Consider the following 21,337-nt stretch of genomic DNA (forward strand, 5'->3'; position numbering starts at 1 on the left):
TCAATGCCACCCAATTACTTGGTAGCCTCGTTCAGCCAAACATTGCTGCACAAACTGGCGATACAAACTGCTCCCTCCCACCGACTGGCCTGCGGCCGTGGCGGCGGCGCCACCCGCACCAATGGCAGCCGCACCCGCAGCAATATTTTTCAAATCAGGTTTATGGCCACTGAGCAACGAGCCCACAACGCCTGCTGTGCCCACGCCGGCAGCACCCGCGGCAGCTGCGCGGCCTGCGTCGACCTTGTTCACAGCACCCACATCCGACTGTTGCGCTAAATTGGCGCACGCTTGTGTGTCAGCCTGGGCTTGGGCTGGGCCCACATATTGGTAATGGGCGTTTGGGTAAAACGCAGGCTTGGCCAACGGCGTAGCACAGCCAGCCAACACGGCAGCGATACAGAACAATAAGGGTGAGGCATGGTATTTCATGATGCCAATTTTAGTCTCTCAACTCGAACCCACTCGATGTGCGCAAGGTACGAGTTTCGTGACTGGCCAACACATCAGCCAACTGTTGCGCCAGTGCGGGCTCACACGCACGCGTGGGAATTCCCAACACATACATGGTGGCCAATTCAAACTCTTGGGGCAACACCCCAACCAAATCGATACCGGGGGTGTATTTGATTTCTGTGACCTGCGTGCTGCCCATCACATGCGCACCCTTGGCCTGCGCCATGGCATGCATGGCCGTAGTGCCATTTGGAAAGGTATGAAACCGATCAGCCAACTCCACATCCAACCCCAAAGTTTGCAACACTTTGAAAAAGTGAATGCCCGCTGTTGCGAGTTGGGGATCAGGAAAGTAAATCCCTTCGGCAGCGCGAAAGGCTGCTTGCAAATCTGCACGCGTGGCAATGGCTGGGTGCGGGCTACCGTGCTTAACCGCAATGCCGGTTTTCACCACGCCCAGATCACGCAGAGTGCCAGGACGAACTTCCCCGGAAGCCATCAAACCGTCCATCAAAGATTGCGTCAAGATCAGCAAATCGCAACGCTCACCGTTGAGCAGCTTCTCTTTCATCGCCCCCACCGCACTGAACGTGCCGTGAATTTGACAGCCGTGCGCTGCTTCAAAGTCAGCCTTCAACGAATTGACCAAACTGGCAGCAGCACCGCCGCTCAAAATATGCAGTTCCATGTGTCGTCCTTGAATCAATCGGCTTTCGCGCCAGAAACTTTCACAATCGTGGCCCACTTCGCCACATCCTCAGTGACATATTTCGCAAAGACGGGGGCCGACATCGACATGGGCACAGCTCCTTGCTTGGCCCAAGTTACTTTGACCTCCGGCGTGTTCACAATTTTGTTGATTTCAGCGTTGAGCTTGGTCACGATGGCCTCTGGCGTGCCCACAGGCGCCATCATGCCGAGCCAAATCACGGCTTCGTATTTGGGGACCCCGTCGTCACTCATCGTCGGAAGTTCAGGTGTGACAGCAGAACGTACACGCCCCGTGGTGGCGAGTCCGCGTACTTTGCCAGCTTTGATGTTTTCAGACATGGTGGTGACCGCGTCAAACATCATGTCGACTTGGCCTGACAACACATCGGTTCGCGCAGCGGCACTGCCCTTGTAGGGAATATGCGTCATTTGCACATTGGCCATGTACTTGAACAGCTCGCCCGCCATGTGATACGGCGTGCCGTTGCCCGAGGAGGCATAGTTCATCTTGCCGGGATTCGCACGCGCAAGTTTGATGAGATCTTGCAAGGAGTTGGCCTGTACGTTGGGGTTGACCACCAAGACCAAATCGGAATAATTAATCGGGGCAATCGGCGCAAAATCTTTGACCAAGTTGTAAGGCTTATTCGGAATCAAAGACTCATTCACCGTTTGTGCGTTGGACATCATCAACAAGGTATAACCATCCGCAGGTGCCTTGGCTGCAGCGTCGGTACCAATGATTGACCCTGCACCAGGTCGGTTATCCACCACAAAAGGCTGCCCTAAGGCGTCTTGCAAACGCTGCGCCATGAAACGTGCGTAGTTGTCAGCCGGTCCACTGGCGGCAAACGGCACGATGATTTTGACGGGGCGGTTTGGATAGCCTTGCTGGGCGTGTCCAGCGAACGTGGCGAAGAACGAAGCGAAGGTCACACCGACCTTGAACAGCGTGCGAATGGTTTTCATACTGACGTCTCCTGTTTGTTTTTGTGAAGTGACTCGCACTTCCAAACACATTAAAGAAGAAAACGCCAAAAACCACAGTCACGTAAAGCAATCGCGATCGACCTCGGACACAAAAAATGAGGCATCCGCCTATTCAATCGCCTTCGGTTTGATCAACGTTAAGGCTGGTTTCAGCCAGGGAAGCATCAGCCCAAAGCAAGCCAAAACCAAGACCGTTCCAAACCAATCGCCCACCATCATCACGGCGGTGCTGGTTAGAAAGTTCTCGGTCCGCCCAATCCAAAAATACCAAAGTTGATGAATCAACGGACTGATGATGGCAAACAAAACAGATATCTTGAAAAACCCTAAAGCGCGCAAGTTCAACAAATTTTTATCGAGTCTGAAGTAATCGATCGCAATTTGCCGTGCAATGAAAGGCGCAAAACCAGCAAGCGAGCCACCGATCAAAAGGTTCAGATAGCTGCCATCGAAATATAGAAAATATGTCAATAAGGTCGACGCAAGCATGATGCCGATGGCACCGTCCAGCGCAAATAAAAGTACAAACGTTAACCGCAAGCCACTTGGCAAAAACACCCAATCCACTCGGTGGGAGTAATTGAGCGAGCTAAACAGTATCAAATTAACTTGATACAAAACGAAATAAACGATTGCCGTGGTACAGACAATGAAAAACCGGTTTTTATAAGTCACGACAATTCCTTCTTTCAGAAATTTTCGTCATATTGATATGCCAAGCTTGCAGTTGGCTTATTCCTAATGAATATAAATTCGACCCAAGGAAAATAAATTACCAAACGGTCACCGGATGTCCACCAAGCGAGATCGGCATAAAGAGCTGCAAAAACGAAAAAGTCCTAGAACATTACTGTTCTAGGACTTCACGTTTGGTGCGGCTGGCAGGAATCGAACCCACGACCCCTTGGTTCGTAGCCAAGTACTCTATCCAGCTGAGCTACAGCCGCTCTGGAAAACCGAAAGTATATCACAGATATTTGGTAGGGCGTCACGGACTTGAACCGTGGACCAAAGGATTATGAGTCCTCTGCTCTAACCAACTGAGCTAACGCCCCAACCGAAGCGACAGATTGTAGGGGCTATGCAAACTATCATTCTTCAAATGAAACTCTCTCCTAGAGCTCTCGGGCTCACCGCAGCGGTGGTGACGGTGTTGATTTGGTCATCGTTCATCGTCGTGGCGCGCGCCTCTGCTGCGCATCACCTGCTTCCCCTCGACATTGGTTTTCTGCGCATCATCGGCGCGGGATGCGTGCTGCTCCCTTGGGGCTGGTGGCTGATGCGTTCGCAGCGCCATTCGGGTGACCGCGTGGGTTCGCTGATGGGTTTGTCACCACTGCCCTTGCGCATCACGGTCTTGGCTGGGCTTTTCGGCAGCATGCTTTATGCAATGTTGGTTTATTCTGGTTTTTTCTTTGCGCCTGCAGCACACGCTTCTGTACTGATGCCTGGCAGCTTGCCACTGTGGACATCACTCTTGGCCCTCGTGGTGCTACACGATCACATCACCCGCGCACGCGCCATGGGCTTGGCTTGCATTGTGTTGGGCGATATGTTGGTGGGCGGTACAAGTTTGCTCAAAGCATTGGATGGCGGCGAGGTTTGGAAAGGTGATGTGATGTTTATGTCGGCAGCCTTTTGCTGGGCTTGCTACAGCGTGCTGGTACGCCGCCATGCGCTAGAGCCCGTGCGCGCCACCATCGCCATCACGGCTTTTTCTTGCGTGGGCTTTGTGCCGGTTTATGGTTTGGCCGCTTACGCAGGCTGGGTGCCTACACACTTAGACACAGCCCCTGTTTCTGAGATGTTGTTTCAAGCCATATTCCAAGGCGTAGGTTCTGTCGTGATTTCAGGCATCACCTTTAACGTGATGATTCGTCACTATGGCCCCGTGCGCTCCACCATGATCACGGCGCTGGTGCCGGGCTTGTCAGCACTGGGGGCGGTGGTGTTTTTGAATGAACCGATGAGCCTCAACTTGATTGCAGGTCTTGCCCTGGTGACTTGCGGTATTTTGTTTGGCGTACGTTTGCCAAAAACTTAAACGCCCTATTTGTGGCTGAGGGCGTTGCTCACCAACTTGGACGTGATGTCCACAATTTGAATCATCCGGTCGTAAGCCATGCGCGTGGGGCCTATGACGCCCAGCGTACCCACCACGAGGCCGTCTACCTCGTAGGGAGCGCTCACCACCGACAGCTCTTCCATCGGCACGATTTTGCTTTCGCCGCCGATGTAAATACGGACACCTTCGGCCTGAGCGGAGCTATCGAGCAAACGCACCAGCTGTGCTTTTTGTTCAAACAAATCAAAAGCACGGCGCAGGTTGCCCATGTCGCTGGAAAAGTCACTCACCGACAGCAAATTACGTTCGCCACTGACCACCACATTGTCTTGCGCTTGGGTCAAGGCCTCGGTGCTTACCTGCACCGCGGCTTGCATCAAGGTGGCAATTTCGCCCCGCAGTGATTCCACCTCGGCCAAGAGTTTTTCGCGCACCTGCTCAATCGCCATGCCCGCGAAATGGTGGTTCAAATAGTTAGATGCTTCCACCAACTGCGAGGCCGAGTAGTCGGTTTCGGTGAACAGCACGCGGTTCTGCACATCGCCCTCGGGCGACACGATGATGACCAACAAACGCCGGTCCGACAGACGTAAAAACTCAATGTGGCGAAACACCGAGCTGCGGCGCGGCGCAATCACCACCCCCACAAAATGCGACAAATCAGACAGCAGATGTGCGGCATTGGCGATCACTTTTTGCGGCTGATCTGGGGCCAACGTCGGGGTTTGCATGTGGCTGCGCTCAGCGGTGAGCATGGTGTCCACAAACAGGCGATAGCCCAGCGCCGTGGGAATGCGCCCTGCTGAGGTGTGGGGGCTGGCAATGAGGCCCAACTCCTCCAAATCCGACATCACATTGCGGATGGTCGCGGGCGACAACTCGATGCCCGTGGCGCGAGACAACGTGCGCGATCCGACGGGTTGCCCGTCAGCGATGTAGCGCTCTACCAGCGCTTTGAGCAATAACTTGGCGCGATCGTCTAGCATGGTCATCCTGTTGTCGAATTTTAGTGATGTAATTTGCCTATGAAATCGAAGTTTCGTCAGATTGCCTTGCTTGGGAAATACCACTTGAACTCGGGTTCAAGCGCTAACCCATCTTCCCGCAAAACCCTAGAGGAAATTGCGCAGTTCTTGCACACGCTGGGCTGTGAAGTCATCCTAGAGCATGACACAGCAGCCGGCTCGGGCCTGAGTGGCTACACGGTGATGGGCATCGAAGAAATTGGCACATCTTGCGACTTGGCCATTGTGCTGGGTGGCGACGGCACCATGCTGGGCTACGCCCGCCAACTGGCACCACACAACGTACCGCTCATTGGTATCAACCAAGGTCGCTTGGGCTTCATCACTGACATTCCTTTGAATGAAGTCAAAAACACACTGACCGCCATGCTGGGCGGCGGCTATGAGGAAGACCGCCGCGCATTGATGCGCGCCAAGGTATGGCGCGATGGCCATTGCGTGTTCAATGCCTTGGCCCTGAACGACGTGGTGGTCAACCGTGGCGCCACCAGCGGCATGCTGGAAGTACGCGTCGCCATTGATGGCCGGTTTGTGGCGAACCAGCGCGCTGACGGCGTCATCATTGCAACGCCCACAGGCTCTACCGCTTACTCTCTATCCGTCGGCGGCCCGCTGCTGCACCCGTCCTTGCCGGCCTGGGTCATGGCACCGATTGCACCGCACACACTGTCCAACCGCCCCATCGTGCTGTCCGACACCGGCGAGGTGACGATTGACCTGGTGGCTGGCCGTGACGCCAGTGCTAACTTTGACATGCAGTCACTCGCATCACTGCTGATTGGCGACCGCATCACGGTGAAGCGCTCCAACTACCACGCCACCTTTTTGCACCCACGCGGCTGGAGCTATTACGACACCTTGCGTCAAAAACTGCACTGGAACGAGGGTGTGGCATGAGTCTGCAGCACATCGTTTTGCGCGATTTTGTGATCGTGCGCGAGCTGGATCTCGACTTGTCGAGCGGTTTTTCTGCGCTCACCGGCGAGACCGGTGCTGGCAAATCGATTTTGATTGACGCCTTGCAACTGGTGCTGGGCGCACGTGCTGAAAGCAGCGTGGTGCGCGAAGGTGCCGCCCGTGCCGAGATTTGCGCTGAGTTCGACACCAGATCCGACATCTTGCAATGGCTAGACGACGAAGGTTTTGCTGACATCACTGCCACTGACCCCCTGCTGCTCAAACGCACCATTGACGCGCAAGGCAAAAGCCGGGCATGGATCAACGGCAGTCCCGCCACCGCCACCCAGCTGCGCGCTTTGGGAGACATGGTTCTGGACATCCACGGTCAACACGCGTGGCAAAGCCTGACCCGCCCCGAGGCAGTACGCGGCTTGCTCGACGCTTATGCCGGTGTGAACCTGCAGGGCCTGACACAAACTTGGACGCAATGGCGCCAAGCCACCCAAGCCCTGCACGAGGCGCGCACCGCGCAGGCCACACTGCAAGAAGAGCGCGAGCGTTTGCTGTGGCAAATTGCCGAGGTCGACAAGCTTGCGCCCGCCGCAGACGAGTGGGATGAGCTCAACAGCCAGCACACCCGCCTCTCGAACGCACGAGCCTTGATGGATGCCGCGCAGGCAGCCATCCAAGCCTTAGAAGACGACGACAGCGGCGCACTACGCCTGTTGACCAAAGCCCAAGACACGCTGCAAGACCAGACCGATGTGGAGCCCGAATTCACCGCGCTGGTGGACGTGCTGGCCTCTAGCCTTGCACAAGCGGGCGATGTGGCGCATTCGCTCAACGCCTATTTGAGCCGCACCGAGCTCGACCCTGCGCGATTGCAAACACTGGACGACCGCATGTCGCTGTGGATGTCTTTGGCGCGTCGCTTCAAGCGCACACCGCAAGAACTGCCTGCGCTGTACCTTGAGTGGAAAACCCGTTTGACGCAGCTCGATGCCGCCACAGACCTCGAAGCCCTTGAGGCCACAGAAGCCAAAGCCGCAGCGGCGTATCAAACGCAAGCCCGCAAGGTTTCGCAAGCTCGCACACAAGCTGCGCCCAAGCTAGCCACCGCCATCACCCAAGCTATGCAAGGCTTGGGCATGCAAGGCGGCCGCTTTGAGGTGCAGTTGGAAAAAACTGAGCAACCTACGGCCAGCGGCCTAGAGGGCATCACCTTCTTGGTGGCAGGCCACCCCGGCAGCACACCGCGCCCCGTGGGCAAAGTGGCTTCGGGTGGTGAGCTGTCGCGCATTGCCTTGGCCATTGCCGTGACGACCAGCGAACTAGGCACGGCGCAAACCCTCATCTTTGACGAAGTCGATTCAGGCGTGGGCGGCGCTGTGGCCGAGACCGTGGGCCGGTTGATGAAACAACTCGGCATTGACCGCCAAGTGCTGGCCGTGACCCACTTGCCGCAAGTCGCCGCCTGTGCCGACCACCACTTGGTGGTCTCCAAACACAGCGATGCACAAGGCACATCCAGTCAAGTGACCGCCCTCAGTGACGATGCACGCGTGAACGAAATTGCACGCATGCTGGGCGGCGAAAAGGTGTCAGACACCACCCTCGCCCACGCACGTGAAATGCTTCAAACTTCTGCAAAGACTGGCAAACAATGAAACAAGAACTGGTGCTCATCACAGGCATGTCGGGCTCGGGCAAGTCCGTGGCCCTGAACGCACTGGAAGACGCAGGCTACTACTGCGTGGACAACCTGCCGCCTGAGTTGCTGCTGCCCTTTGTTCAGCTGGAAGAGCAACAAAGCATCGGCAAAGTCGCCATTGCGATGGATGTGCGCAGCGCCAGCTCATTGCCTTTGGTGCCTGCGCAGCTGGCCCATTTGCGCCTGATGGATGTGGATGTACGCTTGCTGTTCTTGGATGCCACCACTGAAATTTTGGTACACCGTTTTTCTGAAACGCGTCGCCGTCACCCGCTGTCGCGTCAAGACGGACAAGACGTGATTCGTGACCAGCAGCGCGATTTGGTCGAAGCCATTGAGCTAGAACGCGAGCTGTTGTCTGAGTTGCGCGAGGAATCACACATCATCGACACCAGCTTGTTGCGCAGCAGCAAGTTGCAGGGCTATATCAAGTCGCTCATCTCGGCGCCTGCCACACAGCTGACCTTGATGTTTGAATCTTTCGCCTTCAAACGCGGCATCCCCGTGCATGCCGACTATGTGTTTGACGTGCGCATGCTGCCCAACCCGCACTACGAACCTGCCTTGCGTCCGCTCACTGGACGCGACGCCCCCGTGGCCGATTGGTTGGCCGAGCACGGCGCGGTAGAAAAAATGGCGAGCCAGATCACCGATTTCATGAACACTTGGCTGCCTGACCTCAACCAAGACCACCGCAGCTATGTGACGGTGGCCATTGGTTGTACGGGCGGGCAACACCGTTCGGTGTATTTGGTGGAGTTGCTATCCAAGCGATTTGCCGCTGAGTGGGTCACGCTCAAACGTCACCGCGAATTAGATGTTGCGCCTTAACGCGTTAGCAGTTTACGAATAGGCGCGGGCAGCCCCAATGCGGGCCAATCGACACCTGCCACCCACTGCCCCTCACCCATCGCAGCACCCAATTTCACGGTATTGGGTAAGTTCAGCTGCACCGGATGCAAATGCAAATCTTTGTGCGTCAGCACATGTTTGAACACCCCGCCCTCCTGCAACTGCGCGTGGTACTTGGCTGGCAAAGCAGCCAGCAAGGTGTCAAAGCTTTCAAACACCGGCAAGCAATACAAACCCGCCCACACACCCTTTTGTGGGCGCTGCATCAGCCACACATCACCATCGCGTGTGACGGCGTGCAACAACCACAACTGCTCTGACGTGCGTTTGAGTTTGCGTGTTTTGACGGGATACGCTTCGGGCTGACCTTGCGCCTTGGCCATGCAAGCATCTGCCACGGGGCATTGCCCACATTGCGGTTTTTTAGGCGTACACACGGTCGCACCTAAATCCATCACACCTTGGGTGTACCGCGGCATGGCCTTCTTCACATCTCGCTGGGGCAACATGGTTTGGGCGATGGCCCACAAGTCTTTCTCCACACGCGATGAAGCCAAGTCTTCTTTGAAACCTAAATAGCGTGTGAGCACACGTTTGACGTTGCCATCCAAAATCGCAATCGGTTCGCCAAAGCACAGCGAAGCCACGGCCGCAGCGGTGGAGCGGCCAATGCCGGGCAAGGTTTGCAAAGTTTCAGAGCTGCGCGGAAACACGCCGCCATGCAAAGCCACCACGTCTTGCGCGGCCCGGTGCATGTTGCGGGCGCGGCTGTAGTAGCCCAAACCACTCCACAAGCCCAGCACCTCGTCTTGGTGCGCAGCGGCCAAATCAGCCACCGTGGGAAAACGCGCCATGAAGCGTGCGAAGTACTCGCACACCGTCACCACTTGGGTTTGTTGCAACATGATTTCGGACAACCACACGGCATACGGGTCTTGTGTGTTTTGCCACGGCAGGTCGTGACGGCCATGTTTTTTTTGCCACGTCACCACGGTGTCGCCAAAGCTTTTGTTTTTTGCAGTCATGGTTTTTGGCACGTGGGGCAGAAATAGGTGGAACGTTGGCCTTGTTGGATGCGGCGAATGGTGGTGCCGCACACGCGACAAGGCTCGCCTGCGCGGTCATACACATGGGCTTCGAGTTGAAAGTAGCCCTGCTGGCCATCGGCATTTGAGAAGTCACGCAAGGTGCTGCCCCCCTTCTTCACCGCACGAGCCAACACATCAATGGTGGCCAACCGCAGCTTTGCGGCGCGTGGGCGACTGATGCGGTCTGCACGTGTGGCAGGGCGAATGCCTGCCAAGAACAGCGCCTCTGACGCATAAATATTGCCCACGCCCACCACCAGTGCGCCACCCAACAGCACTTGTTTGATGGCAGTTTTGCGTTTGCGCAAACCTTGCTGAAAGGCCTCTAACTCAAAGCCACCGTTCAATGGCTCGACGCCTAGGTGGCCCAACAGCTTGACCGCCTCGGCGCTTTGCTCGCTCGGCGCGTACACCACCGCACCAAAACGGCGAGGATCATTGAGGCGCAACAAGCCATGCGTTGTGTCCAAATCGAAGTGGTCATGCATTTGTGGCGGACTTCGGTCATCACTGAAGCGCAAGCTGCCTGACATACCCAAATGCCACAGCAGCAACCCTTCATCCAAATCGACCAGCAGGTATTTGCCACGTCGACGCACCCGTAACACCTGGCGCCCCACCAACGCTTCAGGTTTGCATCCCAAAGGCCAACGCAGTGGCTTGCCCACCCGAACCGCCGTGATGCGCGCCCCAGCAATGCGATCAGCAAAGCTCAACCGGGTGACTTCAACTTCGGGTAATTCGGGCATAGCACACTTAAGAAAAAACAGTCAGCGATTATGATGCGAGCATGAAATTCCCCTTGCCTGCAGCCCGTCTTTGGGCCTTGCGCCTTGCCCTGTTAACAGCCGCCACGTGCGCGCTACCTGTTATGGGGAACGCACAAACCGATGGCTCGCAAGCCGCGCCCAACTCAGCCATCACCGGCGAGTTGCTGTACGAGATCTTGTTGGGCGAACTCAATTTACGCCAGGGCGAGCCCGCCGCTGGTTTTTCACTCTTGCTCGATGCGGCTCGCAAGTCCAACGACGTGCAGCTGTATGACCGCGCCGTAGAGATTGCCTTACAAGCCCGCTCGGGCGATGGCGCCTTGATGGCAGCCCGGGCATGGTCGCAAGCCTGGCCACAAGACCGCAAGGCCAACAACCAAGTGCTGCAAATTTTGTTGGCACTCAACCAAGTCACCGAAAGCTTAGAGCCTCTTAAAAAGGAATTGGCCTTGGCGCCGGATCTGGAACGTGACGCCGTGATCAGTCTGATTCCTCGCCACTACGCACGCGTCACCGACAAAAAGCGTGCCACCAGCGTGGTGACGCAAGCGCTTGACCCCTACTTAAGCCAATCAAGCACCGCCGCCTCTGCATGGACCACATTGGGACGCATGCGCATCAGCAGCAACGACATGGACGGCGCACTCGATGCAGCAAAAAAGGGGCAATCCGCCGACGCCAAGGCCCAGGGCCCCGTGTTGTTGGCTTTGGAGTTGATGGGCAAAAAGGTGTCCGAAGCAGAAGCTTTGGTGACACAAGCCCTGCGCCGACAAGAAGGCACAGAGTTGGCCATGAGCTATGTGCGTGTGTTGATTGAATTAGAACGTTACACCGATGCGTCTGAGCAGCTCCAGGCCATCACGCGTAAAGACCCTAAGTTGGCTGATGCTTGGTTGGTGCTGGGTTCGCTGCAATTCGAACAAGGCCAAGACAAACTCGCCGAAGCCTCATTGGCTCGCTATGTGGCATTGGCCACACAAACCCCCTCTGACAACAGCACACGCGGTCTCACGCAAGCGCAAACACGTCGCGCCACCCTGCTTGCTCGCCAAGGCAAGATGTCCCAAGCGCGTGAACTGATTGCCAAGCTACCGGCGAACAATGCGGATGAACAGCGCAGCCGGTTGCTCGCAGAAGTGCAACTCTTACGGGATCACAGCCAATGGCAAGCCGCATTTGACTTGCTCGCCGCCAACAGCGGCGATGACATCGACTTGATGTACGAGCAAGCCATGCTGGCAGAAAAACTTCACCGCATCGACGAGATGGAAAAGCTCTTACGTGCCGTGATTGCCAAAAACCCGAGCTATTACAACGCGTACAACGCGCTAGGATTTTCACTGGCTGATCGCAACTTGCGCTTGCCAGAAGCCAAGCAACTGATCGTCAAGGCTCTGACCTTTGCGCCTGATGACCCTTTCATCACGGACAGCTTGGGCTGGGTCGAGTTCCGTTTGGGCAATCTCACCTCGGCCTTGAGCTATCTGCAAAAGGCCTACAAAGGCCGTGCTGATGCCGAGATTGCGGCCCACCTAGGCGAAGTGCTGTGGCGCATGAAGCGTCAAGACGAGGCCATTCAAATTTGGCGAGAAGGCTTAAGCACGTCACCGAACAACGAGACCTTGCAAGAAACCCTGCAACGCCTCAAACCGGCACTGTGACCATGCGCGGTTGGTTTGTTGCCTTGCTCACGGGCTTCATGTTGCTTGGCTGCACCACGCCTAGTCGCACCGCCAAAGCCCTGAGCGCTGAACAAGTCAGCCAGCCCGAGTGGCAAGGCCGCATCAGTGTGGAGGTAAACGGCGAAGCCCCCTCGTCAATGAGCGCCAGTTTTCTGTTGCGCGGCGACGCAAAGAATGGCGAGCTTGATTTGTATTCCCCCCTCGGCACCACGCTGGGTGCTTTGCAGTGGACACCCCAATTCGCGCAACTCAGCGATGGCAGCAAACACCAATACTTCAGCTCTTTGGAAGAATTGACAGAGAAAGCCACGGGAGCAGCGCTGCCTATTGATGCCATCTTTGGCTGGCTGCAAGGCCGCGATGTGTCCACCACGGGCTGGACAGCCGACTTGTCAGCCATCTCACAAGGTTCGCTGAGTGCACGCCGCACAACCCCGTCGCCTGAAGTGACGCTGCGCATCAAACTCGACCAGTAAACCATGCGCTCGCTCCACCACCTTTTAGCCCCAGCCAAGCTCAACCTGTTTTTGCACATCACAGGCCGACGCGACGACGGTTATCACTTGCTGCAGTCCGTCTTCATGTTGATCGACTGGTGCGACACCCTGCACTTTGATGTACGCGACGACGGCCTGATCACGCGCGAAGACCTCACCCTGGCACTACCCGCAGACGATTTGGTCACGCGCGCCGCACGCGCGCTGCAACAAGCCAGCGGGACCACGTTGGGTGCGCACATCGCCATTGAAAAACACATCCCTGCGCAAGCTGGCATGGGTGGTGGCTCGTCTGATGCAGCCACCACGTTGTTGGCACTCAACCGTTTGTGGGGCTTGAATTGGCCGCTGCCCAAGCTCATGCCGTTGGGACTCACTTTGGGTGCAGATGTGCCGTTTTTCATGGGTGGCCACAACGCTTGGGTAGAGGGTATTGGCGAAAAAATCACACCGATTCAGCTGCCCGAAAGTCGCTTTGTGGTGGTCAAACCGAACGCCGGTTTAGAGACTGCAAAAATTTTTCGTCACCCAGAGCTGCAACGCGCTACAGAAACTGCTACAATGCCGGTCTTCGCTGTTGATCCTTACGGTTTCGGTCGTAACGATTTGCAGCCAGTCGCTCAAGCGCTGTGCCCAGAAATAACCGAAGCCCTTCAGTGGTTAGGTTCTTTTGGATTAAGCCCACGTATGACCGGTTCTGGCAGCGCAGTGTTTGCCAAGTTACCCAACGGCTTGCTGATTAACTCAGCACCACGCGACTGGCAAATACGAATATGCAGCAATATGGCAGTTCATCCACAAGCGGGGTGGGCAGCCAGCGAAAGTTAACGGTTGGTCGCTGCAAAGCGCCTGACCTGTGTAGGGGAGTCGCCAAGTTGGTTAAGGCACTGGATTTTGATTCCAGCATGCGAAGGTTCGAGTCCTTCTTCCCCTGCCAAATTTTTTCAGAGCACATCAGTGCTAGGTTTGCAAGTGACGGCTTATTGCGTCATTGGTCTTGAAGCGAAAGTCACACGTCATCATGTCGAACCACACCCCCGACTTCATGGTCTTTACCGGCAACGCCAATCCAACCTTGGCCGCCGAAATTGCAACCCACCTCGGTATCGAAGTTGGTGCAGCCCATGTGGGTCGCTTCTCTGACGGCGAAGTCACCGTCGAAATCAACCAAAACGTGCGTGCCCGCGATGTATTCGTGGTGCAAAGCACTTGCGCCCCCACCAACGAAAGCTTGATGGAATTGCTGATCATGGTCGACGCGTTGAAGCGCGCCTCAGCAGAGCGTATCAGCGCGGTCATCCCGTACTTCGGCTACGCCCGTCAAGACCGTCGCCCACGTTCAAGCCGCGTGCCAATCTCTGCCAAACTGGTGGCAGATTTGCTGCAAACCGCTGGCGTAGCCCGTGTGTTGACGATGGACTTGCACGCTGACCAAATTCAAGGTTTCTTCGACATCCCCGTCGACAACATCTACGCCTCCCCTGTTTTGTTGGGCGACTTACGTACGAAAAACTACGAAGACCTGATCGTGGTGTCACCCGATGTAGGTGGCGTGGTGCGTGCCCGCGCTTTGGCCAAGCAACTCGGTTGCGATTTGGCCATCATCGACAAGCGTCGCCCCAAAGCCAACGTGTCTGAAGTGATGAACGTCATTGGTGACATCGAAGGCCGCAACTGCGTGATCATGGACGACATGATCGACACAGCAGGCACTTTGGTGAAAGCCGCTGAAGTCTTGAAAACGCGTGGTGCCAAAAAGGTTTACGCCTATTGCACACACCCCATCTTCTCTGGCCCTGCGATTGAACGCATTGCCAAAGGCGATGCCCTCGACGAAGTGGTGGTGACCAACACCATTCCTTTGAGCGAAGCTGGCCGCGCCTGCAAAAAAATTCGCCAACTCACCGTGGCTCCGTTGATCGCCGAAACGATCCAACGCATTGCCAGCGGCGAGTCGGTCATGAGTTTGTTCTCCGACCAAGACCAGCTGTTCTAAACAGCTGACGCTTTCGTCGTCGAACATCACCTCGGGCTGCCTTCCTTGTGTTGTGCAGCCTATTTTTGAAACTGGAGCCACACTGGTCGCGGTGGGTTCTTACTGGAGTTAATTATGAAATTTGTCGCTTTTGAGCGCGCTAAGCAGGGAACGGGTGCGAGCCGCCGTCTGCGTATCACTGGCCGTACACCTGGCATCGTCTATGGTGGCACCGCTGAACCCACATTGATCGAACTCGATCACAACGCTTTGTGGCACGCCTTGAAGAAAGAAGCTTTCCACGCTTCTGTCTTGCAGATGGAACACGCCGGCAAAACAACCGAAGTGTTGTTGCGCGACGTGCAATACCACCCCTTCAAGCAACTCGTCTTGCACATCGACTTCCAACGCATCGATGCCAACACCAAGATGAAGAAAAAAGTGCCTTTGCACTACTCTGGCGAAGAAAACTCTCCAGCTGTGAAAGTTGACCAATGCTTGATCAACCACATCGCCACTGAACTGGAAATCTCTTGCATGCCAAAAGATTTGCCAGAGTTCATCGCTGTGGACTTGAGCAACTTGACCAAAGGTCACTCTTTGCACGCCAAAGACATCACCCTGCCCGCAGGCGTGACCGTTGTGGCGCCTGGCAGCTCCAACCCTGTGTTGGTCGCTGTGGTGGCAACAAAAGCTGAGGCACCTACACCTCAAGAAGCCGCCGCTGCTGCTGGCGACAACAAAAAGAAGAAGTAATCTCGTTTAGAGATCGCTTTGAACGGCCCACTTCGGTGGGCCGTTTTGCTTTTGGAATAATCATCACATGATCAAGCTCATTGTTGGCCTGGGCAACCCCGGCACTGAATACGAAGCCACGCGCCACAACGCAGGCTTTTGGTGGATAGACACCGTGGCACGCGACCTCAAGGTCACGCTGCAACCTGACCGCGCGTACCACGGCTTGGTGGCACGCACTTCGGTCAAAGGCGAGAACGTGTGGCTGCTAGAGCCCCAAACCTTCATGAACCTCTCGGGCAAATCGGTGGGGGCGTTGGCACGCTTCTTCAAAATTCAGCCACAAGAAATTTTGGTGGTCCACGACGAGTTGGACATCACGCCTGGCGAAGCCAAACTCAAACTCGGAGGCAGCCATGCGGGCCACAATGGTTTACGCGACATCCATGCACAGCTCGGCACAGACCAATACTGGCGACTGCGCATTGGCATTGGCCACCCCGGTGTGAAATCAGAGGTTGCGAATTGGGTGCTGAAAAAACCAGCCCCCGACCAACGTACCGCCATTGAAGACTGCATCACACGCACCAGCTTGGCCTTGCCGCATTTGCTTGCGGGCGACATGGTGAAAGCCACGCAAATGATTCACACAGCCAAGCCGCCCCGGCCCAAACCACCTCGGCCGGCCACGCTGCCTGGCACTGAGAAGACAGGGGCTACCCATGCAGAAACAACGCCAACCCAAGGGACTGACGCCAGCTGATTATTTGAAGGGTTTAGCCTTCATTTTTAGTACGTGGAGCCTCATGCCCACGCATGCCGAGACGGTCTACCGCTGCGACGAGGCCTACAGCACGTCAAACCAATGCGCCAATGCCGTAGCAACAGAGGTCAAGCCATCTTCGATACTACGCACCACGGGGCAAGACAAAAACAACGCAGCCGCCAGTGACTTGCGCGACGCACAAACCCTAGAAAAACAAAGGCGACAAGCTGAGCATCAAGCAGCCCAAACGGCACCCGTGCGAGTCAGTACCCCCCAGACACTGCCTCCCATCGCTACAAATAACGAGCCTTTAGCCCCCAACGGCAAGCACAAAGGCAAACACGCACGCAAACCAACAAGCCCCTACTTCACGGCCGTCAACCCCAACGCCGCGCCCAAAAAGAAAAGCACCGCCAAAGCGGTGCCTGCTGGAGCAACATCGAGCCAGTGAAGCGCAGCGCGCTGCATGGCCAAGGCCTGATTACGGTGCGGACTGTTGCAACAGTCGAAACTTCGCCAACAACGCATCGCGCCCTTCCACCCGCTCGGGGTTCACAGGAATGCACGCCACAGGGCACACCTGAACGCATTGAGGTTCGTCGAAATGGCCCACACACTCGGTGCATTTGTCGGGGTTGATTTCGTAAATTTCTGGCCCTAAGAAGATGGCTTCGTTCGGGCACTCGGGCTCACACACATCGCAGTTGATGCATTCGTCGGTGATCATCAAGGCCATAAAAAATCCGTCATTGGGCTAAACAAAGATTTAATTATCCCCGCTTGCCAGCCCACGCCATGTGGCGTAGCACTTAGGCCACACCGTTGGCGTGTGTTTGCTCATCCGTTTGGTGGTGCGGCTGGCCACGGGCTTTGAGTAAGCGCTTTTGACTGTAGACCGGCTGCTCAGGTAAATCTGCCAAATGTGCGGCATCAGCCCACACTTGAATCTGCAGCGCACCATCACGCCAAGCCACTTGATTCAAACCTGCGTTGGGAATATCACACACACGCGGGCCACTGAGTGACAAGGCTTGCGCATGACGCCACACCATGTCGAGCACGCCACCGTGCGTGACCACCACCACATGCTCACCGGCGTATTGGGTCGCCAACTCTTGTAGCGCGGCAATCACGCGCTCATGAAACGCACGCGCGGTTTCTGCTCCCTCCACCGCATCATCGGCATCAAAAGCCAACCAGCGCTGCCACGCCTCAGGATATTGAGCTTGAATATCGGGGCTGCGCATGCCTTCAAACATGCCATAGCACTGCTCGCGCAGGCCAGCATTCAAAATACAAGAGTACCCCAACACCTCAGCCACGGGTTGCGCGGTTTGTTGGGCACGCAGCAAATCGCTGCTGATGAGTCGGGTGGGCACACGGCCCTGCGCTTGCCATTCACCCAAAGCTTGCACCATGCGGGTTTTCAAACGCTGGGCTTGTTCAAAGCCCATGTCGTTGAGCGGCACATCGAGCTGGCCTTGAAAACGCAACTCGCGATTCCATGCGGTTTCGCCGTGACGAATGAGCAAAAAATCAGTCACTTCGCGGCACGCTTGGCCAACAAACGCTCATACACACCTGCCGACACCAAGTTCTGACCATCATCACCCGCGCCCAGCAAAGAGATTTCGCGCACAAAGGTGCTTGAAATGAATTGGTATTTGGCACTAGGGGTGAGAAACACGGTTTCGACCTCAGGCATCAGCTCACGGTTCATGCCGGCGAGTTGAAACTCGTAGTCAAAGTCAGTCACGGTGCGCACACCGCGCACCATCACGGTGGCGTTGTGGCTGCGCACAAAGTCGCGGGCCAAGCCGGTGAAGGGCACCACTTCCACTTGAGGGTATGCGGCCATCGCCTCACGCGCCATGTCCATGCGCTCGTCCAAGGTGAACAAGGCTTTCTTGTGGTGGGCGGTAGCCACCGCCAAGATGACTTTGTCAAACATGGCAGCGGCCCGCAACACGATGTCTTCATGGCCCAAGCTGATGGGGTCAAAGGTGCCGGGATAAATGGCCACAACTTGCTTGGACATGAGACGCTCCTACGTGTTTCTAAAGGTCAAAACTGATTATGCAATCCGGCGCAGCAAGTGCGCGTGCACCGCACCGGCCTTGAGGTGGCGGTGCAGCATGAGGCCCATGGGCTCAAGCTGCTCGTCCGTCCACGCCACAGGGGCTTCGAGGTACACATAGCCATCGGCCTTCACCGCTTTGGCGGCAGCTTGCAACGCGGGCTCAAACAACCCGCCATCAAACGGCGGGTCGATGAAGATCAAATCCACGCTCGCTGCGCTGAGCTGCTTCAGACAGGCCACGCCATCGGTGCGAAGCACATGTACGTTGGTGGCCTTAAGGCGGTTTACTTGGGTGCTGAGTTGCGCCACCAAAGCGGGGTCGAGTTCACACACCTGCACATGGGCTGCGCCGCGTGAAGCAGCTTCAAGGCCCAAAGCGCCTGTGCCCGCAAATGGGTCCACACAGCGCCAGCCCAGCAGCGACTGGCCCAGCCAGTTGAACAAGGTCTCGCGCACGCGGTCGGGCGTGGGGCGCAGGCCGGGCTTTAAGGCCACGGGCAGTTTGGTGCGGCGCCATTCGCCGCCGATGATGCGCACCTCGCCTGCACCTTTGTGCCGTTTTTCAACGACGGGTTTGGCGGGGGGGGCATTGAAAGATTGTGGTGTGCGGGTTTTCATAGAATGGACTGATTCTAGAAACCCCCACACATGTTTAGCTTCTTCAAGAAAAAAATCACTGGCCAGCCTGCTACCGAAGCAACGGGCAACAGCACAGCCACACCTGCGAACACCTCGGCTAGCGCCGCTCCATCTGAAGTCACACCACAACAGATGCCAGCCGAGCGTCCCCGCGCAAGCTGGATGGCCCGCTTAGGCCAAGGCCTGCGCCGCACCGGCCAAACCATCAGCACCGTGTTCACGGGCACCAAGATTGATGACGCGCTCTATGAAGAACTCGAAACTGCCCTGCTCATGGCCGATGCAGGCGTGCAAGCCACCGAGTATTTGCTGGCCGACTTGAAAAAACGCGTCAAAGACACCGGCGCCACCGAGCCCTCGGCCGTCAAGGCGCTCTTGGCCGCTTCGATTTCCCAACTACTCAAGCCTTTAGAAAAGCCCCTCACCATCGGCGCGCACAAGCCCACCATCATCATGGTGGCTGGCGTCAATGGCGCAGGCAAAACCACCTCGATTGGCAAACTCACCCGCCATTTGAGCGATAGCGGTGCCTCGGTGCTGCTGGCAGCAGCCGACACCTTCCGCGCCGCGGCACGTGAACAGCTCGCCGTTTGGGCCACGCGCAACACGGTGGAAATCGTCAGCCAAGAAGGCGGCGACCCGGCTTCTGTGAGCTTTGATGCCGTCACCGCAGGCCGCGCACGCGGCAAAGACGTGGTGCTGGTCGACACCGCAGGCCGCCTGCCCACGCAGCTGCACCTGATGGAAGAGCTGAAAAAAATCAAACGTGTGGTGCAAAAGGCCGAAGCAACTGGACCGCACGAAGTGTTGCTGGTGATTGACGGCAACACCGGCCAAAACGCCCTCGCGCAAGTGAAGGCGTTTGACGAAACGCTGGGTTTGACCGGCCTCATCGTCACAAAACTCGACGGCACCGCCAAAGGTGGCGTGCTGGCCGCCATTGCGCTTTGGGGCCAAGGCCGTGTGGCAGCGGGGGGCTCGGCCGTGCCTGTGTATTTCATCGGCGTGGGCGAAGCCGTGGAAGACCTGGAAACCTTCAACGCCCAAGAGTTTGCCGACGCCCTCTTGGGCTAAGCCATTCAGGGCTTTAAAACGCCCTTCAGGCTATCGCGCCAGCGGCCACAGCGCTCATGCGCCTCCACCACGGGATAACTGTCCATGCGGCCCTGCTTGCGCGTGAGCGGCGGCTGGATGTAATAGCCCAAACCACAACGCAGCTGGGTTTCGGATGAGTCGGAATTCAGCACATGCGCGCAGCTCTTGCAGCACTGCACGGCAATTCGCTCCAAGGTCATGGGGGGCATAATGGGCTCCTTAAATACTGTGATTATTTTCAGTATATGTTAAAAAACACAGTATTCAAAGCGCACCTTTACCAAGGGTTAACCCATAAACTTAGCAGGGTTTAGCACTCTTAATGCAGGAGTGCTAATATACGTTTTAGTTATCCGAAAGGACTAATTCCATGACTGCAATCACCCATCAGCCACTCGCTATGACCAACCCTTGGGGCTTGGTTCCGTCGCTGGGCAACTTGGATGCCTACATCACCGCTGCCAACCGTTTGCCTATGCTCACGCTAGAGCAAGAGCAGGAATTTGCGCGTCAACTCAAAGACAACAACGACATCGAAGCCGCTGGAAAGCTGGTGCTCTCGCACCTGCGTTTGGTGGTCTCGGTGTCGCGCCAATACTTGGGCTACGGCCTGCCACACGCTGACCTGATTCAAGAAGGCAACATCGGCTTGATGAAAGCCGTCAAACGCTTTGACCCTGACCAAGGCGTGCGTTTGGTGAGCTACGCCATGCACTGGATCAAGGCCGAGATTCACGAATACATCTTGAAAAACTGGCGCATGGTCAAAGTGGCCACCACCAAGGCACAGCGCAAACTGTTTTTCAACCTGCGCTCCATGAAGCAAGGCTTCAAGGCTGACGCAGCCGAAGCCACACACCGCAACACCCTCAACCCACAAGAGGTGGATGCGGTCGCGACCAAGCTCAACGTCAAGCCCGAAGAAGTGCTGGAGATGGAAATGCGCATGTCTGGCGGCGATGTGCTGCTAGACCCGACACCGAACGAAGACAGCGACGAGGCCTTTGGCCCCATTGCCTACTTGACCGACACCAACCACGAGCCCACCGCCATGATGGCCGCGCACCAGCGCGATGTATTGGCCTCTGACGGTATCGCTGCGGCACTGAACGTGCTGGATGAGCGCAGCCGCCGCATCGTGGAAGAGCGTTGGCTAAAAGTGCAAGACAACGGCTCAGGCGGCATGACACTGCATGACTTGGCCGCTGAATACGGCGTGAGCGCTGAACGCATCCGCCAAATCGAAGTCGCTGCCATGAAGAAAATGAAAGCGGCGCTGGCTGAATACGCGTAAAGCAAA

General features: G+C 56.5%; 25 protein-coding genes and 3 tRNA genes. 14 read left to right on the plus strand and 14 right to left on the minus strand.

All coding sequences use genetic code 11. The features are described 5' to 3' along the window. The 6 genes from B9Z44_RS03225 to B9Z44_RS03250 form a co-directional block, all read right to left on the minus strand. Nucleotides 1–432: a hypothetical protein gene (locus tag B9Z44_RS03225; protein ID WP_108357937.1), complete on the minus strand. Its 432-nt coding sequence runs from the start codon at nucleotides 430–432 to the stop codon at nucleotides 1–3. A gap of 10 nt (nucleotides 433–442) precedes the next feature. After that, nucleotides 443–1,144: a molybdate ABC transporter substrate-binding protein gene (locus tag B9Z44_RS03230; RefSeq protein WP_108357938.1), complete on the minus strand. Its 702-nt coding sequence runs from the start codon at nucleotides 1,142–1,144 to the stop codon at nucleotides 443–445. 14 nt (nucleotides 1,145–1,158) lie between these two features. After that, nucleotides 1,159–2,136 (minus strand): tripartite tricarboxylate transporter substrate binding protein, encoded by a 978-nt coding sequence (locus B9Z44_RS03235; RefSeq protein ID WP_108358445.1) that lies wholly within the window; start codon nucleotides 2,134–2,136, stop codon nucleotides 1,159–1,161. A gap of 129 nt (nucleotides 2,137–2,265) precedes the next feature. Then, nucleotides 2,266–2,832, minus strand: coding sequence for a hypothetical protein (locus tag B9Z44_RS03240; protein ID WP_146179003.1), 567 nt, complete (start codon nucleotides 2,830–2,832; stop codon nucleotides 2,266–2,268). A 195-nt stretch (nucleotides 2,833–3,027) separates the two neighbouring features. Beyond that, nucleotides 3,028–3,104 (minus strand) — tRNA-Arg (locus B9Z44_RS03245). Between the two features lie 31 nt (nucleotides 3,105–3,135). After that, nucleotides 3,136–3,212 (minus strand) — tRNA-Ile (locus B9Z44_RS03250). Between the two features lie 47 nt (nucleotides 3,213–3,259). Here B9Z44_RS03250 and B9Z44_RS03255 point away from each other — a divergent pair. Next, the gene (locus B9Z44_RS03255; protein ID WP_108401699.1) at nucleotides 3,260–4,201 is read left to right on the plus strand and encodes a DMT family transporter; all 942 of its coding nucleotides are present in this window, start codon (nucleotides 3,260–3,262) and stop codon (nucleotides 4,199–4,201) included. Nucleotides 4,202–4,206: 5 nt separating this feature from the next. Here B9Z44_RS03255 and hrcA read toward each other — a convergent pair whose 3' ends face one another. Next, the gene (gene hrcA / locus B9Z44_RS03260) at nucleotides 4,207–5,208 is read right to left on the minus strand and encodes a heat-inducible transcriptional repressor HrcA (protein ID WP_108358446.1); all 1,002 of its coding nucleotides are present in this window, start codon (nucleotides 5,206–5,208) and stop codon (nucleotides 4,207–4,209) included. 39 nt (nucleotides 5,209–5,247) lie between these two features. Between hrcA and B9Z44_RS03265 the strand changes: the two genes are divergently transcribed. From B9Z44_RS03265 to rapZ, 3 genes are read left to right on the plus strand one after another with little or no spacing between them, the layout of a single operon-like run. Beyond that, entirely contained in the window at nucleotides 5,248–6,144 is an 897-nt protein-coding gene (locus B9Z44_RS03265) for an NAD kinase (RefSeq protein ID WP_108357941.1), read from the plus strand. Further along, a complete protein-coding gene (recN, locus tag B9Z44_RS03270) occupies nucleotides 6,141–7,814 on the plus strand; it encodes a DNA repair protein RecN (protein ID WP_108401700.1) in 1,674 nt (557 codons plus the stop codon). The genes B9Z44_RS03265 and recN overlap by 4 nt, the downstream gene beginning before the upstream one ends. Next, complete coding sequence (gene rapZ / locus B9Z44_RS03275) at nucleotides 7,811–8,689, plus strand: RNase adapter RapZ (RefSeq protein ID WP_108401701.1); 879 nt, start codon at nucleotides 7,811–7,813, stop codon at nucleotides 8,687–8,689. The genes recN and rapZ overlap by 4 nt, the downstream gene beginning before the upstream one ends. Here rapZ and mutY read toward each other — a convergent pair. Together mutY and mutM are read right to left on the minus strand one after the other, a co-directional pair. After that, nucleotides 8,686–9,735 carry an A/G-specific adenine glycosylase gene (gene mutY / locus B9Z44_RS03280; RefSeq protein WP_108401702.1) on the minus strand — a complete coding sequence of 350 codons (1,050 nt, stop codon included), beginning with the start codon at nucleotides 9,733–9,735 and terminating at the stop codon, nucleotides 8,686–8,688. The genes rapZ and mutY overlap by 4 nt on opposite strands. Continuing rightward, nucleotides 9,732–10,547, minus strand: a complete 816-nt coding sequence (gene mutM, locus B9Z44_RS03285) for a bifunctional DNA-formamidopyrimidine glycosylase/DNA-(apurinic or apyrimidinic site) lyase (RefSeq protein ID WP_108401703.1) — start codon at nucleotides 10,545–10,547, stop codon at nucleotides 9,732–9,734. The genes mutY and mutM overlap by 4 nt, the downstream gene beginning before the upstream one ends. Nucleotides 10,548–10,669: 122 nt before the next feature. Between mutM and B9Z44_RS03290 the strand changes: the two genes are divergently transcribed. The 8 genes from B9Z44_RS03290 (at nucleotide 10,670) to B9Z44_RS03325 (ending at nucleotide 16,674) form a co-directional block, all read left to right on the plus strand. Then, complete coding sequence (locus tag B9Z44_RS03290) at nucleotides 10,670–12,229, plus strand: tetratricopeptide repeat protein (RefSeq protein ID WP_233246811.1); 1,560 nt, start codon at nucleotides 10,670–10,672, stop codon at nucleotides 12,227–12,229. 2 nt (nucleotides 12,230–12,231) lie between these two features. Continuing rightward, on the plus strand, nucleotides 12,232–12,726 hold the full coding sequence (locus B9Z44_RS03295) for a lipoprotein insertase outer membrane protein LolB (protein WP_108401704.1): 495 nt from the start codon (nucleotides 12,232–12,234) through the stop codon (nucleotides 12,724–12,726). A gap of 3 nt (nucleotides 12,727–12,729) precedes the next feature. Further along, nucleotides 12,730–13,575 carry a 4-(cytidine 5'-diphospho)-2-C-methyl-D-erythritol kinase gene (gene ispE / locus B9Z44_RS03300; protein ID WP_108401705.1) on the plus strand — a complete coding sequence of 282 codons (846 nt, stop codon included), beginning with the start codon at nucleotides 12,730–12,732 and terminating at the stop codon, nucleotides 13,573–13,575. A 32-nt stretch (nucleotides 13,576–13,607) separates the two neighbouring features. After that, nucleotides 13,608–13,684: transfer RNA gene (locus tag B9Z44_RS03305), tRNA-Gln, on the plus strand. An 81-nt stretch (nucleotides 13,685–13,765) separates the two neighbouring features. Beyond that, entirely contained in the window at nucleotides 13,766–14,743 is a 978-nt protein-coding gene (locus tag B9Z44_RS03310; RefSeq protein ID WP_104801821.1) for a ribose-phosphate pyrophosphokinase, read from the plus strand. 114 nt (nucleotides 14,744–14,857) lie between these two features. Beyond that, on the plus strand, nucleotides 14,858–15,478 hold the full coding sequence (locus B9Z44_RS03315) for a 50S ribosomal protein L25/general stress protein Ctc (protein ID WP_108357949.1): 621 nt from the start codon (nucleotides 14,858–14,860) through the stop codon (nucleotides 15,476–15,478). Between the two features lie 67 nt (nucleotides 15,479–15,545). Next, nucleotides 15,546–16,220 carry an aminoacyl-tRNA hydrolase gene (gene pth / locus B9Z44_RS03320; protein WP_108357950.1) on the plus strand — a complete coding sequence of 225 codons (675 nt, stop codon included), beginning with the start codon at nucleotides 15,546–15,548 and terminating at the stop codon, nucleotides 16,218–16,220. Beyond that, on the plus strand, nucleotides 16,180–16,674 hold the full coding sequence (locus tag B9Z44_RS03325; protein WP_146179004.1) for a hypothetical protein: 495 nt from the start codon (nucleotides 16,180–16,182) through the stop codon (nucleotides 16,672–16,674). The genes pth and B9Z44_RS03325 overlap by 41 nt, the downstream gene beginning before the upstream one ends. Nucleotides 16,675–16,704: 30 nt before the next feature. Here the strand turns inward: B9Z44_RS03325 and B9Z44_RS03330 are convergent, their stop codons facing one another. From B9Z44_RS03330 to rsmD, 4 genes are all read right to left on the minus strand, one after another. Continuing rightward, nucleotides 16,705–16,959: a YfhL family 4Fe-4S dicluster ferredoxin gene (locus B9Z44_RS03330; protein WP_108357952.1), complete on the minus strand. Its 255-nt coding sequence runs from the start codon at nucleotides 16,957–16,959 to the stop codon at nucleotides 16,705–16,707. A 73-nt stretch (nucleotides 16,960–17,032) separates the two neighbouring features. After that, a complete protein-coding gene (locus B9Z44_RS03335) occupies nucleotides 17,033–17,767 on the minus strand; it encodes a histidine phosphatase family protein (RefSeq protein WP_108401706.1) in 735 nt (244 codons plus the stop codon). Then, nucleotides 17,764–18,261: a pantetheine-phosphate adenylyltransferase gene (coaD, locus tag B9Z44_RS03340; protein ID WP_108401707.1), complete on the minus strand. Its 498-nt coding sequence runs from the start codon at nucleotides 18,259–18,261 to the stop codon at nucleotides 17,764–17,766. Before coaD ends, B9Z44_RS03335 begins: the two co-directional genes overlap by 4 nt. 36 nt (nucleotides 18,262–18,297) lie before the next feature. Further along, a complete protein-coding gene (gene rsmD / locus B9Z44_RS03345; RefSeq protein ID WP_108357955.1) occupies nucleotides 18,298–18,921 on the minus strand; it encodes a 16S rRNA (guanine(966)-N(2))-methyltransferase RsmD in 624 nt (207 codons plus the stop codon). A gap of 30 nt (nucleotides 18,922–18,951) precedes the next feature. On the opposite strand from rsmD, the gene ftsY reads away from it, so the two are divergent. Next, on the plus strand, nucleotides 18,952–20,016 hold the full coding sequence (ftsY, locus tag B9Z44_RS03350) for a signal recognition particle-docking protein FtsY (RefSeq protein WP_108357956.1): 1,065 nt from the start codon (nucleotides 18,952–18,954) through the stop codon (nucleotides 20,014–20,016). A gap of 5 nt (nucleotides 20,017–20,021) precedes the next feature. Here the strand turns inward: ftsY and B9Z44_RS03355 are convergent, their stop codons facing one another. Next, on the minus strand, nucleotides 20,022–20,246 hold the full coding sequence (locus tag B9Z44_RS03355) for a hypothetical protein (RefSeq protein WP_108357957.1): 225 nt from the start codon (nucleotides 20,244–20,246) through the stop codon (nucleotides 20,022–20,024). A 161-nt stretch (nucleotides 20,247–20,407) separates the two neighbouring features. Here B9Z44_RS03355 and rpoH point away from each other — a divergent pair, with 161 nt between their 5' ends. After that, nucleotides 20,408–21,331, plus strand: coding sequence for an RNA polymerase sigma factor RpoH (rpoH, locus tag B9Z44_RS03360; protein ID WP_108357958.1), 924 nt, complete (start codon nucleotides 20,408–20,410; stop codon nucleotides 21,329–21,331). Nucleotides 21,332–21,337: the final 6 nt, after the last annotated feature.

The organism is Limnohabitans curvus, assembly GCF_003063475.1.
GTDB classification, from domain to species: domain Bacteria; phylum Pseudomonadota; class Gammaproteobacteria; order Burkholderiales; family Burkholderiaceae_C; genus Limnohabitans; species Limnohabitans curvus.